The 14,439-nt window shown below is 64.0% G+C and carries 15 protein-coding genes; 6 read left to right on the top strand and 9 right to left on the bottom strand.

Annotation, left to right across the window (positions count from 1 at the left end; translation table 11 throughout):
* Window positions 1-2: 2 nt before the first annotated feature.
* Window positions 3-959, bottom strand: a complete 957-nt coding sequence (locus tag J2X35_RS08725) for a LysR substrate-binding domain-containing protein (protein ID WP_056115053.1) — start codon at window positions 957-959, stop codon at window positions 3-5.
* Window positions 960-1,133: 174 nt separating this feature from the next.
* On the opposite strand from J2X35_RS08725, the gene J2X35_RS08720 reads away from it, so the two are divergent.
* On the top strand, window positions 1,134-1,424 hold the full coding sequence (locus J2X35_RS08720; protein ID WP_056115056.1) for a DUF1127 domain-containing protein: 291 nt from the start codon (window positions 1,134-1,136) through the stop codon (window positions 1,422-1,424).
* A gap of 128 nt (window positions 1,425-1,552) precedes the next feature.
* On the opposite strand, the gene J2X35_RS08715 is transcribed toward J2X35_RS08720, so the two are convergent.
* Together J2X35_RS08715 and J2X35_RS08710 are read right to left on the bottom strand one after the other, a co-directional pair.
* Window positions 1,553-2,506 (bottom strand): DUF937 domain-containing protein, encoded by a 954-nt coding sequence (locus tag J2X35_RS08715; RefSeq protein ID WP_310183966.1) that lies wholly within the window; start codon window positions 2,504-2,506, stop codon window positions 1,553-1,555.
* An 88-nt stretch (window positions 2,507-2,594) separates the two neighbouring features.
* Entirely contained in the window at window positions 2,595-3,968 is a 1,374-nt protein-coding gene (locus J2X35_RS08710; protein ID WP_056115062.1) for a glutamate--cysteine ligase, read from the bottom strand.
* A gap of 268 nt (window positions 3,969-4,236) precedes the next feature.
* On the opposite strand from J2X35_RS08710, the gene J2X35_RS08705 reads away from it, so the two are divergent.
* Window positions 4,237-4,482, top strand: coding sequence for a hypothetical protein (locus J2X35_RS08705; protein WP_310183964.1), 246 nt, complete (start codon window positions 4,237-4,239; stop codon window positions 4,480-4,482).
* A gap of 10 nt (window positions 4,483-4,492) precedes the next feature.
* Here J2X35_RS08705 and J2X35_RS08700 read toward each other — a convergent pair whose 3' ends face one another.
* Window positions 4,493-5,131 (bottom strand): DNA-3-methyladenine glycosylase I, encoded by a 639-nt coding sequence (locus J2X35_RS08700; protein ID WP_310183961.1) that lies wholly within the window; start codon window positions 5,129-5,131, stop codon window positions 4,493-4,495.
* A gap of 207 nt (window positions 5,132-5,338) precedes the next feature.
* Between J2X35_RS08700 and J2X35_RS08695 the strand changes: the two genes are divergently transcribed.
* Complete coding sequence (locus tag J2X35_RS08695) at window positions 5,339-6,094, top strand: L,D-transpeptidase (protein WP_056115073.1); 756 nt, start codon at window positions 5,339-5,341, stop codon at window positions 6,092-6,094.
* A 238-nt stretch (window positions 6,095-6,332) separates the two neighbouring features.
* Here the strand turns inward: J2X35_RS08695 and glcF are convergent, their stop codons facing one another.
* From glcF to J2X35_RS08680, 3 genes are read right to left on the bottom strand one after another with little or no spacing between them, the layout of a single operon-like run.
* Entirely contained in the window at window positions 6,333-7,631 is a 1,299-nt protein-coding gene (gene glcF / locus J2X35_RS08690; RefSeq protein WP_310183958.1) for a glycolate oxidase subunit GlcF, read from the bottom strand.
* Window positions 7,631-8,851, bottom strand: coding sequence for a glycolate oxidase subunit GlcE (gene glcE / locus J2X35_RS08685; RefSeq protein ID WP_310183955.1), 1,221 nt, complete (start codon window positions 8,849-8,851; stop codon window positions 7,631-7,633). The genes glcF and glcE overlap by 1 nt, the downstream gene beginning before the upstream one ends.
* Window positions 8,851-10,347 (bottom strand): FAD-linked oxidase C-terminal domain-containing protein, encoded by a 1,497-nt coding sequence (locus J2X35_RS08680; RefSeq protein WP_310183953.1) that lies wholly within the window; start codon window positions 10,345-10,347, stop codon window positions 8,851-8,853. The genes glcE and J2X35_RS08680 overlap by 1 nt, the downstream gene beginning before the upstream one ends.
* Window positions 10,348-10,543: 196 nt before the next feature.
* On the opposite strand from J2X35_RS08680, the gene J2X35_RS08675 reads away from it, so the two are divergent.
* Genes J2X35_RS08675 through J2X35_RS08665 form a run of 3 tightly spaced genes read left to right on the top strand, consistent with a single transcriptional unit; the run spans window position 10,544 to window position 13,302 of the window.
* The gene (locus J2X35_RS08675) at window positions 10,544-11,341 is read left to right on the top strand and encodes an FCD domain-containing protein (RefSeq protein ID WP_056115086.1); all 798 of its coding nucleotides are present in this window, start codon (window positions 10,544-10,546) and stop codon (window positions 11,339-11,341) included.
* 30 nt (window positions 11,342-11,371) lie between these two features.
* Entirely contained in the window at window positions 11,372-12,508 is a 1,137-nt protein-coding gene (locus J2X35_RS08670) for an alpha-hydroxy acid oxidase (protein ID WP_056115089.1), read from the top strand.
* Window positions 12,509-12,534: 26 nt separating this feature from the next.
* Entirely contained in the window at window positions 12,535-13,302 is a 768-nt protein-coding gene (locus tag J2X35_RS08665; RefSeq protein WP_244478800.1) for a metallophosphoesterase family protein, read from the top strand.
* On the opposite strand, the gene J2X35_RS08660 is transcribed toward J2X35_RS08665, so the two are convergent.
* Together J2X35_RS08660 and J2X35_RS08655 are read right to left on the bottom strand one after the other, a co-directional pair.
* A complete protein-coding gene (locus J2X35_RS08660) occupies window positions 13,275-13,406 on the bottom strand; it encodes a hypothetical protein (protein ID WP_274533102.1) in 132 nt (43 codons plus the stop codon). The genes J2X35_RS08665 and J2X35_RS08660 overlap by 28 nt on opposite strands.
* Window positions 13,407-13,691: 285 nt before the next feature.
* Entirely contained in the window at window positions 13,692-14,390 is a 699-nt protein-coding gene (locus J2X35_RS08655) for a type 1 glutamine amidotransferase (RefSeq protein ID WP_310183947.1), read from the bottom strand.
* Window positions 14,391-14,439: the final 49 nt, after the last annotated feature.

Here is a 14,439-nt window from a genome sequence, read left to right as displayed (position 1 = left end):
TGTTACCAACCCGGCACAAGCTGGTTCGGCTTCCCGCGTTTCATCCTGGCGGCGGCCAGCAGGGCGAAATCGAAGCTGCCGGCATCCTCGCCAAGCGGCACGGAAATATTGTCAAGGCTCTCCGAGATGTGCCGCGCCAGCGCATCGACGATCTCCGGCCGGCTGGTCTGGCCGCGCATGATGCCGATGCGGCAATCGGGCAGGGCGCCGAAGCCGTCGGCTTCGCCCAGCACCCGCATGCCGGGCCGCAGCGCGCATTCCGGCAGTACCGAGATCGCCAGGCCGGAAAGCACCGCGGCGGTGATGACGGTGGCGGAAAAGCTGGTGAAAAGAATGCGGTAGTCGCGGTTCATGGCGTCGAGCACGTCGCAACCAGCCCGCCGCCAGATACAGTTCGGCCGGCCGAAGGCCATCGGCAGCACTTCCTGCTCATGCGTCGCATGGTTGGCCGAAGTGACCCACAGCAACGGCTCGCGCCGCACCACTTCCGATTGGCCGCGCGCGTCGTTGTGCGTCACCAGAGCGAGGTCGAGATTGCCGCGCTTGATGTGCTCGACGAGGCCCGGCGTCGGCTCGCAGACGACCGTCAGCTCCACACGCGGATTGGAGCGGGCGAAACGGGCCATGATCTCGGGCAGGAAGCGGTCGGCATAATCGTCCGGCGTGCCGATGCGGATCGTGCCTTCCAGGCGGGTGTCGTCGAAGGCGGCAAGCGTTTCGCGGTTCAGGAACAGCAGCCGGCGGGCGTAGGACAGAAGCCTTTCGCCTTCCTCGGTCAGCTTGTTGGTGCGACCTTCCTTCTCGAACAGCGGCTTGCCGATCCGCTCTTCCAGCCGGCGCATCTGCATCGAGACGGCCGATTGCGTGCGATGCACTTCCTCCGCCGCCCGGGTGAAGCTGCCGGTGTCGGCGATGGTCACAAAGGTCTGCAACTGGTCGAGATCAAGCGGCGCTTTCATCGATCTAATCCATCATGACAGTTGATGATAAAGATTAGAAACATTCGTTGGATTAATCAATTCTCCCGTGGGAGATTGTCACCGTCCACATGAATCCATGTGAATCGGATTGGAGCCGCCGCGCATCGCGTGGCGGAAGGCCTTTTCGCGACCCTGAGATGAGGAAGAACGACAATGACGACGTATGACTTCGCTGGCGAAACCTCGCGCATCACTTCGCGCCCGGCCGTTGCGACGCGCGTAGTCATTGCCGTGGCCAATTTCTACCGAGCCTGGAAAAACCGTCGCGCCTTTTATCGCCTCGGCGAGATGTCCGACGCGGAACTCGCGGATATCGGACTTACCCGTTCTGATCTGCACGTCGCCATCGACGTGCCGTTCGGCAGCGATCCCACGGTCAAGCTTCGTTGCATCACCGGCGCACGCACCGGCACCATCGAGGATTTCGCCCGGCAGGTGGCTTGAGTTTCATCGCCGCGGGTGTCGCCCAAGCGGCAAGAGTTACGCAGGCTCCCCACACTCCCACCGGTTCCCCACAACCGGTAGCCTGCTTGCTGGCCCGGTCCTCGCGGACCGGGCTTTTTTGTGCGCGACTACCGCCGGTCCATGCCCTTCAGGAATTGGTCGAACACGGAGCCGATATTCTTCTCGTAGTCGTCGCGCTGCTGGCTGCCGGTCTCGAACATCTTGCCGAAAATGTCGTCGTAAGGGTTGCGCTGCCGTCCGCTCGGGTTCTGCTGCGGTTCCGGCTCGGGCGCTCGCCGCTGCTGCGGCGCGGAGCGGCCGGTCGAGGTTCCGGCGGGACCGCCTGCCTGGCCACCCGTCTGGCCGCCGAGCATGTCCTGCAGGATTTTGCCCCATGGACTGTCGCCAAGCGGATTCTGCGGCGCCTGCTGCTGCGTCCGGCCTTGCGGTGCCTGCTGCTGGGCGCCGCCGCCGAACATGTCTTTCAGCACCTTGCCGAACGGGTTGTCACCGAGCTGATCCAGTGGATTTTGCGATTGTGGCGCCTGGCGCTGCTGCGGGGTGGTCTGGCCGCCGCCCATGCCGCCGCTCTGCTTCATCATCTCCTCGATGATCTGCCCCAGCGGATTGTTGCCGCCGAAGCCGCCCGCCCCCTGCATCTGGTTGGTGGATTGCTTGAACAGGCCGCCCATCACCATCGAGGCGATCACCGGCAGCATCTGCTGCAGCGTCTGCTGGCCGAGGCCGGTCGCCTGCGAAGCCTGGGCGGCGACGGCGCGCGAAAGGTCCTTCGAGCCGAACAGATGACCGAGTATGCCGTTGCCTTCCTGCACGCCCTGCGGGGAAAAGGCCTTCGAGGCGTCCTCAAAATATTTCGCGTGCTGGCCGCTGGCGAGCGCGCTCATGAAAGCACTGACGCCGTACGGATCGGAGGCGTTGCGCTTCAGCCCCTGGCTGAAAGCCGGCATCAGCGCCTCGACGGCGGTTTGCGCCTGCTGTTGCGAAAGCCCGAACTGCCTGGCGAGCTGGTCAATTCCCTGGCCGTTCTGCGCATTGGCCAGCATGTCGATCAAGGGAAGCATGGGGTTCCTCCTCGGATTGCTCAGGAAATAACCCTAGAGTGTTTCCCTAACCGATTGAAGGGTGAAACGCAGGCCGGCCAGCCGGCAGTCAGTAGGCGTACTCCATGAACACCGGCTCGATGGAGCCGCCCCAGCGGGTGTGATAGGCGTTGAGCATTTCCTCGGCGCTGGTGGTGCCGCGCGCGACCACTTCCTCAAGCGTGTAGAGGAACGAGGTCTCGTCATAGCCATCCTGATTGAGCTGGCCGCGGCGCTTGAGGCCGTCGCGGGAAATCGCCAGCACGTCGCGCGCCATCTCGCGCAGGGTCGTGTTGCGAAATGGCGCGCCGATGCCGAGTTCCGGCACGGCGTTGCGCATGGCCAGCACTTCCTCGTAGCTCCAGTTCGACGTGAAAGTCTCGGCAGCATCGAGCGCCGCCTCATCGTAGAGCAGGCCGACCCAGAATGCGGGCAGGGCGCAGATGCGCCGCCACGGCCCGCCGTCGGCCCCGCGCATTTCGAGGAAGCGCTTCAGCCGCACATCCGGGAATAGCGTGGAAAGGTGGTTCGCCCAATCGCCCATGGTCGGCACCGGGTCGGGAATCTCCGTGCGTGCGCCGCCTTGCATGAACTGGCGGAAGGTTACGTCCGTCATGTCATGGTAGCGGCCATCGCGGATGATGAAATACATCGGCACGTCCAGCGCCCAGTCGACGTAATCGGCAAAACCGAAATCCGGCGAGAAGCAGAATTCAAGCAGTCCAGACCGCTGGTTGTCGGTGTCGCGCCAGATGTCGCCGCGCCAGCTGCGCAGGCCGTTTGGCTTGCCATCGGTGAACGGCGAATTGGCGAACAGCGCGGTCGAGAGCGGCTGCAGCTTCAGCGACACCTGCATCTTGCGGCGCATGTCTCTTTCGCTCTCGAAGTCGAGATTCACCTGGATGGTGCAGGTGCGGTACATCATGTCCAGCCCCTGCGTGCCCACCTTGGGCATGTAGCGGGTCATGATCTCGTAGCGGGATTTGGGCATTTTCGGCGTCTGCGCCAGCGACCATTTGGGGCTGCCGCCAAGGCCCAGGAAGCGCACGCCGAGCGGCTCGGCGATCTCGCGCAGCTGCGCCAGATGGGCGTTGCCCTCGCGGCAGGTCTGGTGGATATTTTCGAGCGGGGCGCCGGACAGCTCGAACTGCCCGCCCGGCTCCAGCGAAATCGCACCCTGGCCGGTCGGCTCCACCAGGCCGATGACGCGCCCCTCGTCGATGATCGGGTCCCAGCCGAGCTTGTGCTGCATCCCCTCCAGAATGGCGCGGATTCCCTTGTCGCCGCCGTAGGGTACGGGCGCGTGGCCGTCAATGTAGAAGGGAAACTTCTCGTGCTCGGTGCCGATGCGCCACTTGTCGCGCGGCTTGCAGCCTGCGGCGAGATATTCGGCAAGCTCGTCAATTCCCTGGATAGGTTGGGAATCCGTTGTATCGCGCGCCATGTGGCACTTCTCCTTGAGCGGCGGTTGCGGGCCGCCGCGCTTGATGGACGAAATGCCGCCAGCCTATCAAGCGAAAAATCCTGAGCCACAGTTCAACAGGGCTTGATGAAGATCAGGCTGCGTTGCTGGAACCGTCTGCCGGGTTGCGTTCACGACATCTTAACGGGCGTGGCAGCAAGACCAAAAACGAAACAATTCCGCCATTTTCGCAGCATTGTGCCGACACAATCGCGGCCGATGATTTCGCATCAGGCTAGGGGGCTTTGCCATGGCGACGGCAGGCGATTTTCAGACGCTCGATCGAGACGAAGTACGCACGGGTGCGGCACGGCTGCCCCGTGCTGAATCCGGTTTGATCGCCAGCCGGCCAGCCGGACCTTTCGACATCGCCGCCGACGCGGTGAAAACCACGACGGCGAGGGATACGCTGGTCACCGCCCTGCTGGTGATCTATCCGGCTTTCGCGACCGTGGCAGCGATCGTCGTCGGGCTTGCGTTGACGCGCGGCGTCTGATGATCGGCTGTCAGGGCCGTTTGAAGGCCTTGCGCTCCGCTTCCACGCTTTCCCGGCACATGCACCCCTCGAGATGGTCATTGACCAGTCCCATCGCCTGCATGAAAGCATAGACCGTCGTTGGCCCGACGAAGCTCCAGCCACGTTTCTTCAGTTCCTTTGAAATCCTCGTCGAGACTGCCGTCTTCGGATTGGCGCGCAGATGCGCCAGATCCACGATCTGAGGCCGCTCCTCCGCCTTCGGCTCGAATTGCCAGAACCATGCGGCCAGCGAGCCGGCCTCGTCCGCAAGTTCCCGTGCGCGCCGGGCATTGTTGATCGTCGAGACGATCTTGCCGCGATGGCGGATGATGCCGGCATTGCCGAGCAACCGCTCGACGTCCGTATCGGTGAATTTCGCGACGCGATCAAAATCGAAACCGGCGAAGGCCTCGCGGAAATTGTCGCGCTTGCGCAGGATCGTCAGCCACGAAAGGCCGGACTGGAAGCCTTCGAGGCAGATCTTTTCGAACAGCCTCGTGTCGTTGGCGACCGGCCGGCCCCATTCGTGATCGTGATAGTGGAGATAGTCCGGCAGATTGCCGTGCCAGAAGCACCGCATCGCGCCGTCCGGTCCGGCGATCAGGCCATTCTCATCACTCGATGCCATTTCTGGCTCCTGCACAGCGTCTTTACCGGCGCTTTACCAGATTCTTGAACCCCCCGGTAACCACACCAAAAGGTTTACTGACAAAGCGGCATTTTAATCGTTCGCGATTCACCATTCGGTTGCTCCCGCCGCCTCAGATTGAACGCCGCAGCCGGAACTGGACACCCGTTTCCGGCAAGGTTGACGATCGAGTTGAGAGTGCATCCGATGAACAGGTTTTTATCTTCGCTTTGTGCCGTGGCAGGCGTTCTGGCGGTCGCCTCGCCTTCCATGGCCAATGACCGATATGCGCAACGCCCGCCGGTGGTGGTAAGCCCCGACCTTTCAGCGCCTTGGGTGCTGCAGCTGGAAGGCGCGCCAGGCATCGTGCGCCAGGCGCGGCCACAGGCGCCGCGTGTCCGCTATCGCGATCCTGGCATGGGACAAGTCCGGTCGGCCCCCATGCGCCCCGATCCAACGCGCACCGCCGCCGTGCGGCCAAACAGAACGGCCAGCCGCCCGCAGATCAACCCGATCTATCTGCCGCAGGAGGTCGACTACGACGGCGGCCAGAAGCCAGGCACGGTCATCATCGACACCAGGCAGAATTTCCTTTTCCTGGTGGAAGGAGACGGCAAGGCGCGGCGCTATGGCGTCGGCACCGGCAAACCGGGCTTCGAATGGGCCGGAACCCACAAGGTCAGCGCCAAGCGCGAATGGCCCGACTGGCGCCCGCCGTCGGAAATGATCGCCCGCGAGAGGGCCAAGGGCCGCTATCTCCCCACCTATCTTGCCGGCGGCATCGAAAACCCGCTCGGCGCGCGCGCTCTCTATCTCGGCTCGACGCTCTATCGCATCCACGGCACCAACCAGCCATGGACCATCGGCGGCGCGGTTTCATCCGGCTGCATTCGCATGCGCAACGAAGATGTCGTCGATCTCTATGACCGCGTGACCGTTGGCACCAAGGTCGTTGTGATGTAGTCTTTTGGGACTAAAGGGGGACAGGCCGTGTGAGGGATACGGCCAGTCGGAATAAGGGCAGCGCCACTTCCATGGCGTTGCCCTTATTCTTTTGGCGGTTTGTCACCGGATTGGGACGGTCCGGGTTTGCGCCGGGAGCGCAGGTTTTCAAAGCCCATGTAATGATCCACGTCAGATGTGTTCCTCCGGCCGCCCGCCAACAACGTTTCCATGAAAGCGATACAGGGCGCTGCGAAATTCAGACACCTGCTGGGCGTTCGCCGCCATAGGCCCAGTCGAGCAGCTTGACCGTATGCACCACCGGCATCCGCGCCGCCGAGGCGATCTGCGTGATGCAGCCTATGTTGCCGGTGGCGACGATGTCGGCGCCGGTTTCCTCGATGTTGCGGACCTTGCGGTCGCGCAGTCGGGCGGAAATCTCGGGTTGCAGGATGTTGTAGGTGCCGGCGGAGCCGCAGCACAGATGTCCCTCGCGCGGTTCGCGCACGGTGAACCCGGCCTTCGCCAGCAATTCTTTGGGTTGCCGGACGATCTTCTGCCCATGCTGCATGGAACACGCCGAATGATAGGCGACGACGACACCGGGTTCGACCATCGGTTTCGGTAGTTCCAGCGTTGCCAGATATTCGGTGACGTCCTTGGCCAGCGCGGAGACTGTCTTCGCCTTCTCCGCATAGGCGGGGTCGAGACGCAGCATGAAGCCATAGTCCTTGATCGTCGTGCCACAGCCGGAAGCCGTGATGACGATGGCGTCCAGCCCGCCTTGCTCGATCTGCCGCGTCCAGGCGTCGACGTTGCGCCGCGCGGCGGCAAGCGCGTCCTTCTCCCGGCCCATATGGTGCACCAGCGCACCGCAGCAGCCTTCGCCTTCGGGAATGACGACCTCGACGCCGAGCCGGGTCAGCAGCGAAATCGTCGCCTCGTTGATGCCGGGCTCCAGCACCGATTGCGCGCAGCCGGTAAGCAGCGCGACCCGGCCATTTGGTTTGACCTGCGGCGCATGGCGGCCGGGTTTCGAGACGGGGGAGGAGGCGGGTACGCTGGCCGGCGCCAGCGCCAGCATGGCTGCCAGCGGCTTCAATGCTGGCATGCTGTTGAACAGCCCGACGAACGGTTTGCCAAGCTTCGCCAGCCTCAGCGCCGCGCGGAAGCGGGCCGGATGGGGCAGCACGAAAGCCAGCAGCGCGCGGATGGTGCGGTCCGCCAATGGCCGCCGATAGGTCTGCTCGATATGCACGCGGGCATGGTCGACCAGATGCATGTAGTTCACGCCGGAGGGGCAGGTGGTCATGCAGGAGAGGCAGGACAGGCAACGGTCGATATGTGTGACGGTTTCCTTGTCTGCCGCCCGCCCGTTTTCCAGCATGTCCTTGATGAGGTAAATGCGTCCGCGCGGGCTGTCCAGCTCGTTGCCCAGCGTCACATAGGTTGGGCAGGTGGCGGTGCAGAAGCCGCAATGCACGCAGGCGCGCAGGATTTTCTCCGACTCCGCCACATGCGGATCGGCAAGCTGGGCAAGGGAAAAATTGGTCTGCATTACGGTTCCTGGGCCGTGGTCATGCGGCCGGGGTTGAGAATGGTCTTCGGGTCGAACTCCGCTTTCAGCCGCGCCGAAAGCGTGGCGAGCGCCGGCGGTTGCGGCTCGAACACCGGCACTACGGCGCGGTCGGCCGGCGTGGCGCGCACCAGCGTGGCGTGGCCGCCGCCGAATTGCCGCACCAGTCCGCGAATGAGACCGGCTTCCGGATCGCCAGCCTCCATGCGCAGCCAGACCAATCCGCCTTGCCAGTCGTAGAATACCTCCGCCGCCGCCTGCATGCGCAGCGCCATGACCATCCGGTGGCCCTCGGCCGGCGCCATGGAAATGCGCCACAGCGGCTGCTTGTCACCGTCGGCAAAGGGAGCGCAGTCGCGTATGTCCCGCCACAGCGCGCGCGAAGCCGCGTCGGGAATCTCATCGAGCGGTCCGGCGTTCTTCAGCAGGCTTTTGAGATGTTCTATCCGATAGGTGACGGACGGCCCGAAACCTTCGACACGCAACAAGGTCGCCGCCCCGCCGCCGATCATTCCACCGGCAACGCGCGCGGCGATCCTCTGAGGCAGGTGCGCGGCGCTGGAAACCTCGGCGCTCGATCCCATCGCCAGGGCCATCGCCGCCGCGGCCTGCTCGTCGAAAAGCCCGCGCACGGCAAGAGTCGTCTCGGTTTCCGCCGCCGGCAGCACCTTGAAGGTCACGTCGGTCAGGACGGCCAGCGTGCCCCACGATCCGGCCAGGAGCTTCGACATGTCATAACCGGTGACGTTCTTGACCACGCGCCCGCCCGATTTGAAGGCCTCGCCGCGTCCGGACACCGCGTTTATGCCGAGGATATGATCGCGCGCCGCGCCCGCCTTGAGGCGTCGCGGGCCGGCAAGGTTTGCCGCAAGCATCCCTCCCAGCGTGCCTTTGCCCCGCGCGCCGCCGAGCAGCGGTCCGTAGTCCATCGGCTCGAAGGCGAATTGCTGGCCATTCTCTGCAAGAAGCTGTTCGATATCCGCCAATGGCGTGCCCGCTCTGGCCGAAAGCACCAGTTCCTCCGGTTCATAGAGCGTTACGCCGGTTAATCGGGAAAGATCGAGCGTGTGTTCGGTCTGTAGCGGCCGGCCTATGCCGCGCTTGGAGCCGTGGCCGACGATTTCGAGCGGCATATCCTTTCCTGCCGCCCATTGGACGGCGGCCAGAACCTCTTCGCTGGAACCGGGGGTGAAAGTCGCCACTAGAACCTCGGAATATCCGGAAACGCCGTCTGGCCGCGGTGAACGTGCATCCGTCCCAGCTCGGCGCAGCGGCGCAGTTGCGGAAACACCTTGCCGGGGTTGAGCAGATGGTTCGGGTCGAAGGCGCATTTCACCCGCATCTGCTGGTCGAGATCCACCTCGTTGAACATCTCCGGCATCAGGTCGCGCTTTTCGACGCCGACGCCATGTTCGCCGGTCAGCACGCCGCCGACCTGCACGCAGAGCCGCAAAATGTCGGCCCCGAAAGCCTCTGCCTTGTCCAATTCTCCGGGCACGTTCGCATCGTAGAGGATCAGCGGATGCAGATTGCCGTCGCCGGCATGGAACACGTTGGCGACGCCCAATCCGTATTTCGCCGACAGCTCCTTCATGCCGTGCAGCACCTTTGGAAGTTCCTTGCGCGGGATGGTGCCGTCCATGCAATAGTAGTCCGGCGAAATGCGCCCCACCGCCGGGAATGCCGCCTTGCGCCCGGCCCAGAAGGTCAGGCGTTCCTCCTCCGACTGCGAGACCCGGCAGGTGGTCGAGCCGTTGCGGAAGGCGATGGCCTCGACCGCGCCGATGAGGTGATCGACCTCAACCGCCGGCCCGTCCAGCTCCACGATGAGCAGCGCCTCGACATCGAGCGGATAGTCGGCGTGGACGAAATCCTCCGCCGCGTGGATCGCCGGCCGGTCCATCATCTCCATGCCGCCCGGAATGATGCCGGCGCCGATGATGTCGGCGACGCATTGGCCGCCCTGTTCGCTGCTTGGGAAGCCGATCAGCACGGCGCGCGCCGTCTCCGGTTTCTTCAGGATGCGCACCGTCACTTCGGTGACGACGCCGAGCAGCCCTTCGGATCCGGTCATCACGCCAAGCAGATCGTAGCCTTCGCTGTCGAGATGCTTGCCGCCGAGGCGAACGACCTCGCCGTTCATCAGCACCATCTCGATGCCGAGCACGTTGTTGGCTGTCAGCCCGTATTTCAGGCAGTGCACGCCGCCGGAATTTTCCGCGACATTGCCGCCGATGGAGCAGGCGATCTGCGACGAGGGGTCCGGCGCATAGTAGAAACCCTCGCGTTCGACCGCGGTGGTGATGCCGAGATTGGTGACGCCTGGCTGCGCGACCACGGCGCGGTTCGGATAGTCGATTTCCAAGATGCGGTTGAAACGGCTCATCACCAGCAGCACCGCGTCCTCCAGCGGCAGCGCCCCGCCCGACAGCGATGTGCCGGAGCCGCGCGGCACGACACGGATACCGCGCTCGTCGCAATATTTCAGGATGCGCGACACCTGGGCGACGGTTTCCGGCAGCACCACGACCAGCGGCAACTGGCGATAGGCGGTCAGTCCGTCGCTTTCGAAAGCCCGCATTTCGTTGACCGTGTCGACGACGCCCTCGCCGGGAACGATGATGCGCATGTCGCCGACGATCTCGGCGCGGCGCGCAAGCGTCCCTTTATCTGGCGCAGGCATGACGATGCCGGACATGAAGTGCCCTTTGCTGAATGGTAAAAAGGATTTACCAGTTGGCGATACGCGTTGCAAATCCTGCTTTGGATCAAGGCTGGTATCCTCAAATCCCATGCGGTGGAACCGGTTTGACTGCCGGTGCCAGATTGGATAAATAATTTTACCAGTTGGCAATAGCCCGCATGCGAGGGCGCGAACGCAACAGGCCCTTTCAGTGAGTGATATTTTCTCCAGGATCGAGCATTCGCGCACCGCCGACGAGGTGGTCGGGCAGTTCGAGACGCTCATTCTGGAAGGCGTCCTGCGCACCGGCGACCGTCTGCCCGGCGAACGCGAACTGGCGCGGCAGTTCGAGGTGTCGCGTCCCATTCTGCGCGATGCGCTCAAGCTTCTGGAGACACGCGGACTGTTGGTCAGCCGGCCGGGCGGCGGCACCTTCGTCGCCGATGTCATCGGGCAGGTGTTCTCCAAGCCGGTGATGGATCTGATCTCCACACATCGCAAGGCGACTGCCGACTATCTCGAATACCGGCGCGAGATCGAGGGCGTCGCCGCCGAATACGCGGCCCGCCGCGCCACGCCGGACGATCTTGCATTGCTCGACGCGATCATGGCGCGCATGGACGAGGCGCATCGCACCGGCAATTTCGACGACGAGGCGGAAATCGACGTCGAGTTCCACCACGCGGTCGGCGAGTGCGCGCACAATGTCATCCTGCTGCACACGCTGCGCTCCTGCTACCGGCTTCTGTCCGACGGCGTGTTCCACAATCGCCTGCTCGTCTTCAGCCTGCCCGGCGCCCGCGACGAACTGCTTGCCCAGCACCGTGCCATCCATGCGGCGGTGAAGGCCGGTGACCCGGCCGCCGCGCGCGAAGCCGCCATGGCCCACATCAGCTATGTCGAGCGCTCCATGGCGGAAGCCGAGCGCACCGGCGACTGGCAGCGCGTGTCGCGGCTTCGGTTGCGCCAGCGCGGCGGCGATCTCGAACCTGCCCGTAAACGCTCCTGAAGCACGATTTTTAAACAATGGATTGAACCCATGAGCACAGTTCTCACCATCGCCGACCTCAAGGAGCGTGCGCGGCGGCGCGTGCCGAAAATGTTCTTCGACTATGCCGATTCCGGCGCCTGGACGGAGGGCACCTATCGCGCCAACGAGGAGGATTTCGCCAGGATCAAACTGCGCCAGCGGGTGCTTGTCGACATGACGAACCGCTCGCTGGAAACCACGATGATCGGCGAGAAGGTGTCGATGCCGGTGGCGCTAGCCCCCACCGGCCTGACCGGCATGCAGCATGCAGACGGCGAGATGCTGGCGGCGCAGGCGGCGGAAGAGTTCGGCGTGCCCTTTACGCTGTCCACCATGAGCATCTGTTCCATCGAGGACGTCGCCTCCGTCACCAAGAAGCCGTTCTGGTTCCAGCTTTATGTCATGCGCGACCGCGATTTCGTCTTCAACCTCATCGACCGGGCAAAGGCGGCGGGCTGCTCGGCGCTGGTGCTGACGCTCGACCTGCAGATCCTTGGCCAACGCCACAAGGATCTGCGCAACGGCCTGTCGGCGCCGCCGAAATTCACGCCCAAGCATATCTGGCAGATGGCGACGCGGCCGCACTGGTGCCGCGCCATGATGGGCACGCAGCGCCGCACCTTCCGCAACATCGCCGGCCACGCCAAGGGCGTTACCGACCTGTCATCCCTGTCCGCCTGGACAGCCGAGCAGTTCGACCCCAAGCTGTCCTGGGCGGATGTCGAGTGGATCAAGGAGCGCTGGGGCGGCAAGCTGATCCTGAAAGGCATCCTCGATCGCGAGGACGCGGAAATGGCGGCGAAGACCGGCGCCGACGCCATCATCGTTTCCAACCATGGCGGCCGCCAGCTCGACGGCGCGCCGTCCTCCATCTCCGTGCTGGAGGAGATCGCCGATGCGGTCGGCGACAAGATCGAGGTGCATCTCGATGGCGGCATCCGTTCCGGCCAGGACGTGCTGAAGGCTCGATGCCTCGGCGCCAGGGGCACCTATATCGGCAGGCCGTTCCTCTATGGGCTCGGCGCCGGCGGCAAGGCCGGCGTGACGCAGGCGCTGGAGATCATCCGGCGCGAGCTCGACCTGACCATGGCGTTGTGCGGCAAGCGCGACATCAACACGGTTGGCAAGGACATGCTGCACCGGTAGGACGGCATTCGACAGCGGAGGCCGCTTTGACAGCCGTCGATTTTCTGCAGGCACGCGCGCCCCAAGGCGTGCGGCTCTATGCCATTGGCGACGTTCATGGCCGGTTCGACCTGCTGTCCGCGATGCATGAGCGGATCGCCGCGGATGTGGAGCGGGACAAGCCTTTCGACTGGCGCGTCATCCACCTTGGCGACTACATCGATCGCGGCCCGGATTCCCGCCGCGTGCTGGACTTCCTGATCGCGGCGAAGCAGCGGGACGACCGCGCCATCACGCTGACCGGCAATCATGAACTGGGGCTGCTGGATTTCCTCGCCAATCCCGACCCCGACGCACTGTTCGTCCGTTACGGTGGTGTTGAGACGGCGCGATCCTACGGCGTTGAGCTTTTGCGGGACGGGTCGGTCGCGCAAGGCCACCGCGATCTGCTTGCAGCTCTGCCGCGATCACATCTGGAATTCATCCGCTCGTTGGCGTTTTCCTTCGAGGCAGGCGATTTTTTCTTCTGCCACGCCGGTGTCAGGCCGGGCATTGCGCTCGCGCAGCAGTCAAACCGGGACCTGACGTGGATCCGCGACGAGTTCCTGAACGATGGCAGCCTGCACGGGAAAATCGTCGTCCATGGCCATACGCCGGTGCAGCAGCCCGATGTCCGGCGCAACCGGGTCAATCTCGACACCTATGCCTGCGGCAGCGGACGCCTTACGGCGCTGCGCGTCGATGGCGCCGTCAAGCAGATCCTGACGGTCTCGGACGATGGCAGGTTTCAGCGCAGGGATGCGGTGACGCCGTAGCCGTCCACGGCATTGTGTTCGTTGGAGGCATCGGCGGTGTAGATGCCGAAACCGCAAAGCGCGATGGCCGACAACATGGCAAAGGACAGAAGCGCTGCTTTCACGGAAGTCATCTCTGGTTTGGCTTTCTGCATCACTGCATGCCGTTTGTTACGAATGCGTTGCTAAACGCGTTTGCTGTGTCAGGGTTTCGGTGGTTTTGAACTTCCCCTTGCCTCTGTGTCGCTGAAGCAACACAAAAGGTTCAGCCCAAGGGTTGTTCGGTGTCATTGCCGCTACAGCGCGGCGCGGCTTCTAGGCCGGGGCACGGCCTCAGGCCAAGTGGAAAAGTGATCGTCCACAGTGGATTCCAGCCGGCGTGCCAAATCTGCAACGGTTGGTCCGACTGGTCAGACCATGTCCACCCAGGCGCGGGCGATGGCCAGCCCGGCGGCGTCCGCCCCCGGGCCTTTGCGCGCCATCTCGGCTTCAAGCCGCTGCGGCCAGTCCGGGTGCCTTGCGGCGATGGTCGGGGCGAAGGTCGTGCTCCAGTCACGCACCATCTCGCTGTCGGCCTCGAAATGGAACTGGAAGCCATAGACCGCGCGCCCGATCCGGAATGCCTGGTTCGCCGTTGCATCGTTGCCGGCAAGGCGCACCGCGCCGGGTGGCAGCGAGAAGGTGTCGTCGTGCCACTGGAAGATCGGGAAGCGTTCCGGAACCTTGCCGAGGACCAAGTCCGTTTTCGCTTCCGGCGCAAGCGCCACGCCGCACCAGCCGAATTCCATGGCGCCACCGATGCGGTTTTCGCCGCCGAACGCCCGCGCGACCAACTGCGCGCCGAGGCAGATGCCAAGCACGGCGCGGTCCCGTTCGGCAAAATCGCGAAGCAGCGCCAGCAGGTCGGGGAAATAGGGATAGTCGTCGTCGGCCAGCGCGTTCTGCTCGCCGCCCAGTACGATGACGGCGTCGTGCCGTGCCGCATCCGAAGGCAACGGATCGCCAAGGTAGGGCTTGCGCAGATCGGTCGCCGCTCCTGCCTCGATTAGCGCCGTGCCGACCTGGCCAAGGCCCGTATTGTCGAAATTCTGGACGACCAGCACCCGCATTGAAAACCTGCTGACATGAAATGAGCCCGATCAGCGATATCATTGCTGC

It is taken from the genome of Mesorhizobium sp. BE184 (assembly GCF_031457045.1).
In the GTDB taxonomy this organism is placed as follows: domain Bacteria; phylum Pseudomonadota; class Alphaproteobacteria; order Rhizobiales; family Rhizobiaceae; genus Mesorhizobium.
Note: the sequence above shows the minus strand (reverse complement) of the source record. Positions and strands in the feature narration are given on the sequence as shown.

What these genes read in the sequence shown, in the direction of transcription:
- J2X35_RS08725 (WP_056115053.1), bottom strand. Translation starts at nt 959, where the DNA reads ATGAAAGCGCCGCTTGATCTCGACCAGTTGCAGACCTTTGTGACCATC.
- J2X35_RS08715 (WP_310183966.1), bottom strand. Translation starts at nt 2,506, where the DNA reads ATGCTTCCCTTGATCGACATGCTGGCCAATGCGCAGAACGGCCAGGGA.
- J2X35_RS08710 (WP_056115062.1), bottom strand. Translation starts at nt 3,968, where the DNA reads ATGGCGCGCGATACAACGGATTCCCAACCTATCCAGGGAATTGACGAG.
- J2X35_RS08655 (WP_310183947.1), bottom strand. Translation starts at nt 14,390, where the DNA reads ATGCGGGTGCTGGTCGTCCAGAATTTCGACAATACGGGCCTTGGCCAG.
- J2X35_RS08695 (WP_056115073.1), top strand. Translation starts at nt 5,339, where the DNA reads ATGAACAGGTTTTTATCTTCGCTTTGTGCCGTGGCAGGCGTTCTGGCG.
- J2X35_RS08720 (WP_056115056.1), top strand. Translation starts at nt 1,134, where the DNA reads ATGACGACGTATGACTTCGCTGGCGAAACCTCGCGCATCACTTCGCGC.
- J2X35_RS08700 (WP_310183961.1), bottom strand. Translation starts at nt 5,131, where the DNA reads ATGGCATCGAGTGATGAGAATGGCCTGATCGCCGGACCGGACGGCGCG.
- glcF (WP_310183958.1), bottom strand. Translation starts at nt 7,631, where the DNA reads ATGCAGACCAATTTTTCCCTTGCCCAGCTTGCCGATCCGCATGTGGCG.
- J2X35_RS08705 (WP_310183964.1), top strand. Translation starts at nt 4,237, where the DNA reads ATGGCGACGGCAGGCGATTTTCAGACGCTCGATCGAGACGAAGTACGC.
- J2X35_RS08670 (WP_056115089.1), top strand. Translation starts at nt 11,372, where the DNA reads ATGAGCACAGTTCTCACCATCGCCGACCTCAAGGAGCGTGCGCGGCGG.
- J2X35_RS08680 (WP_310183953.1), bottom strand. Translation starts at nt 10,347, where the DNA reads ATGTCCGGCATCGTCATGCCTGCGCCAGATAAAGGGACGCTTGCGCGC.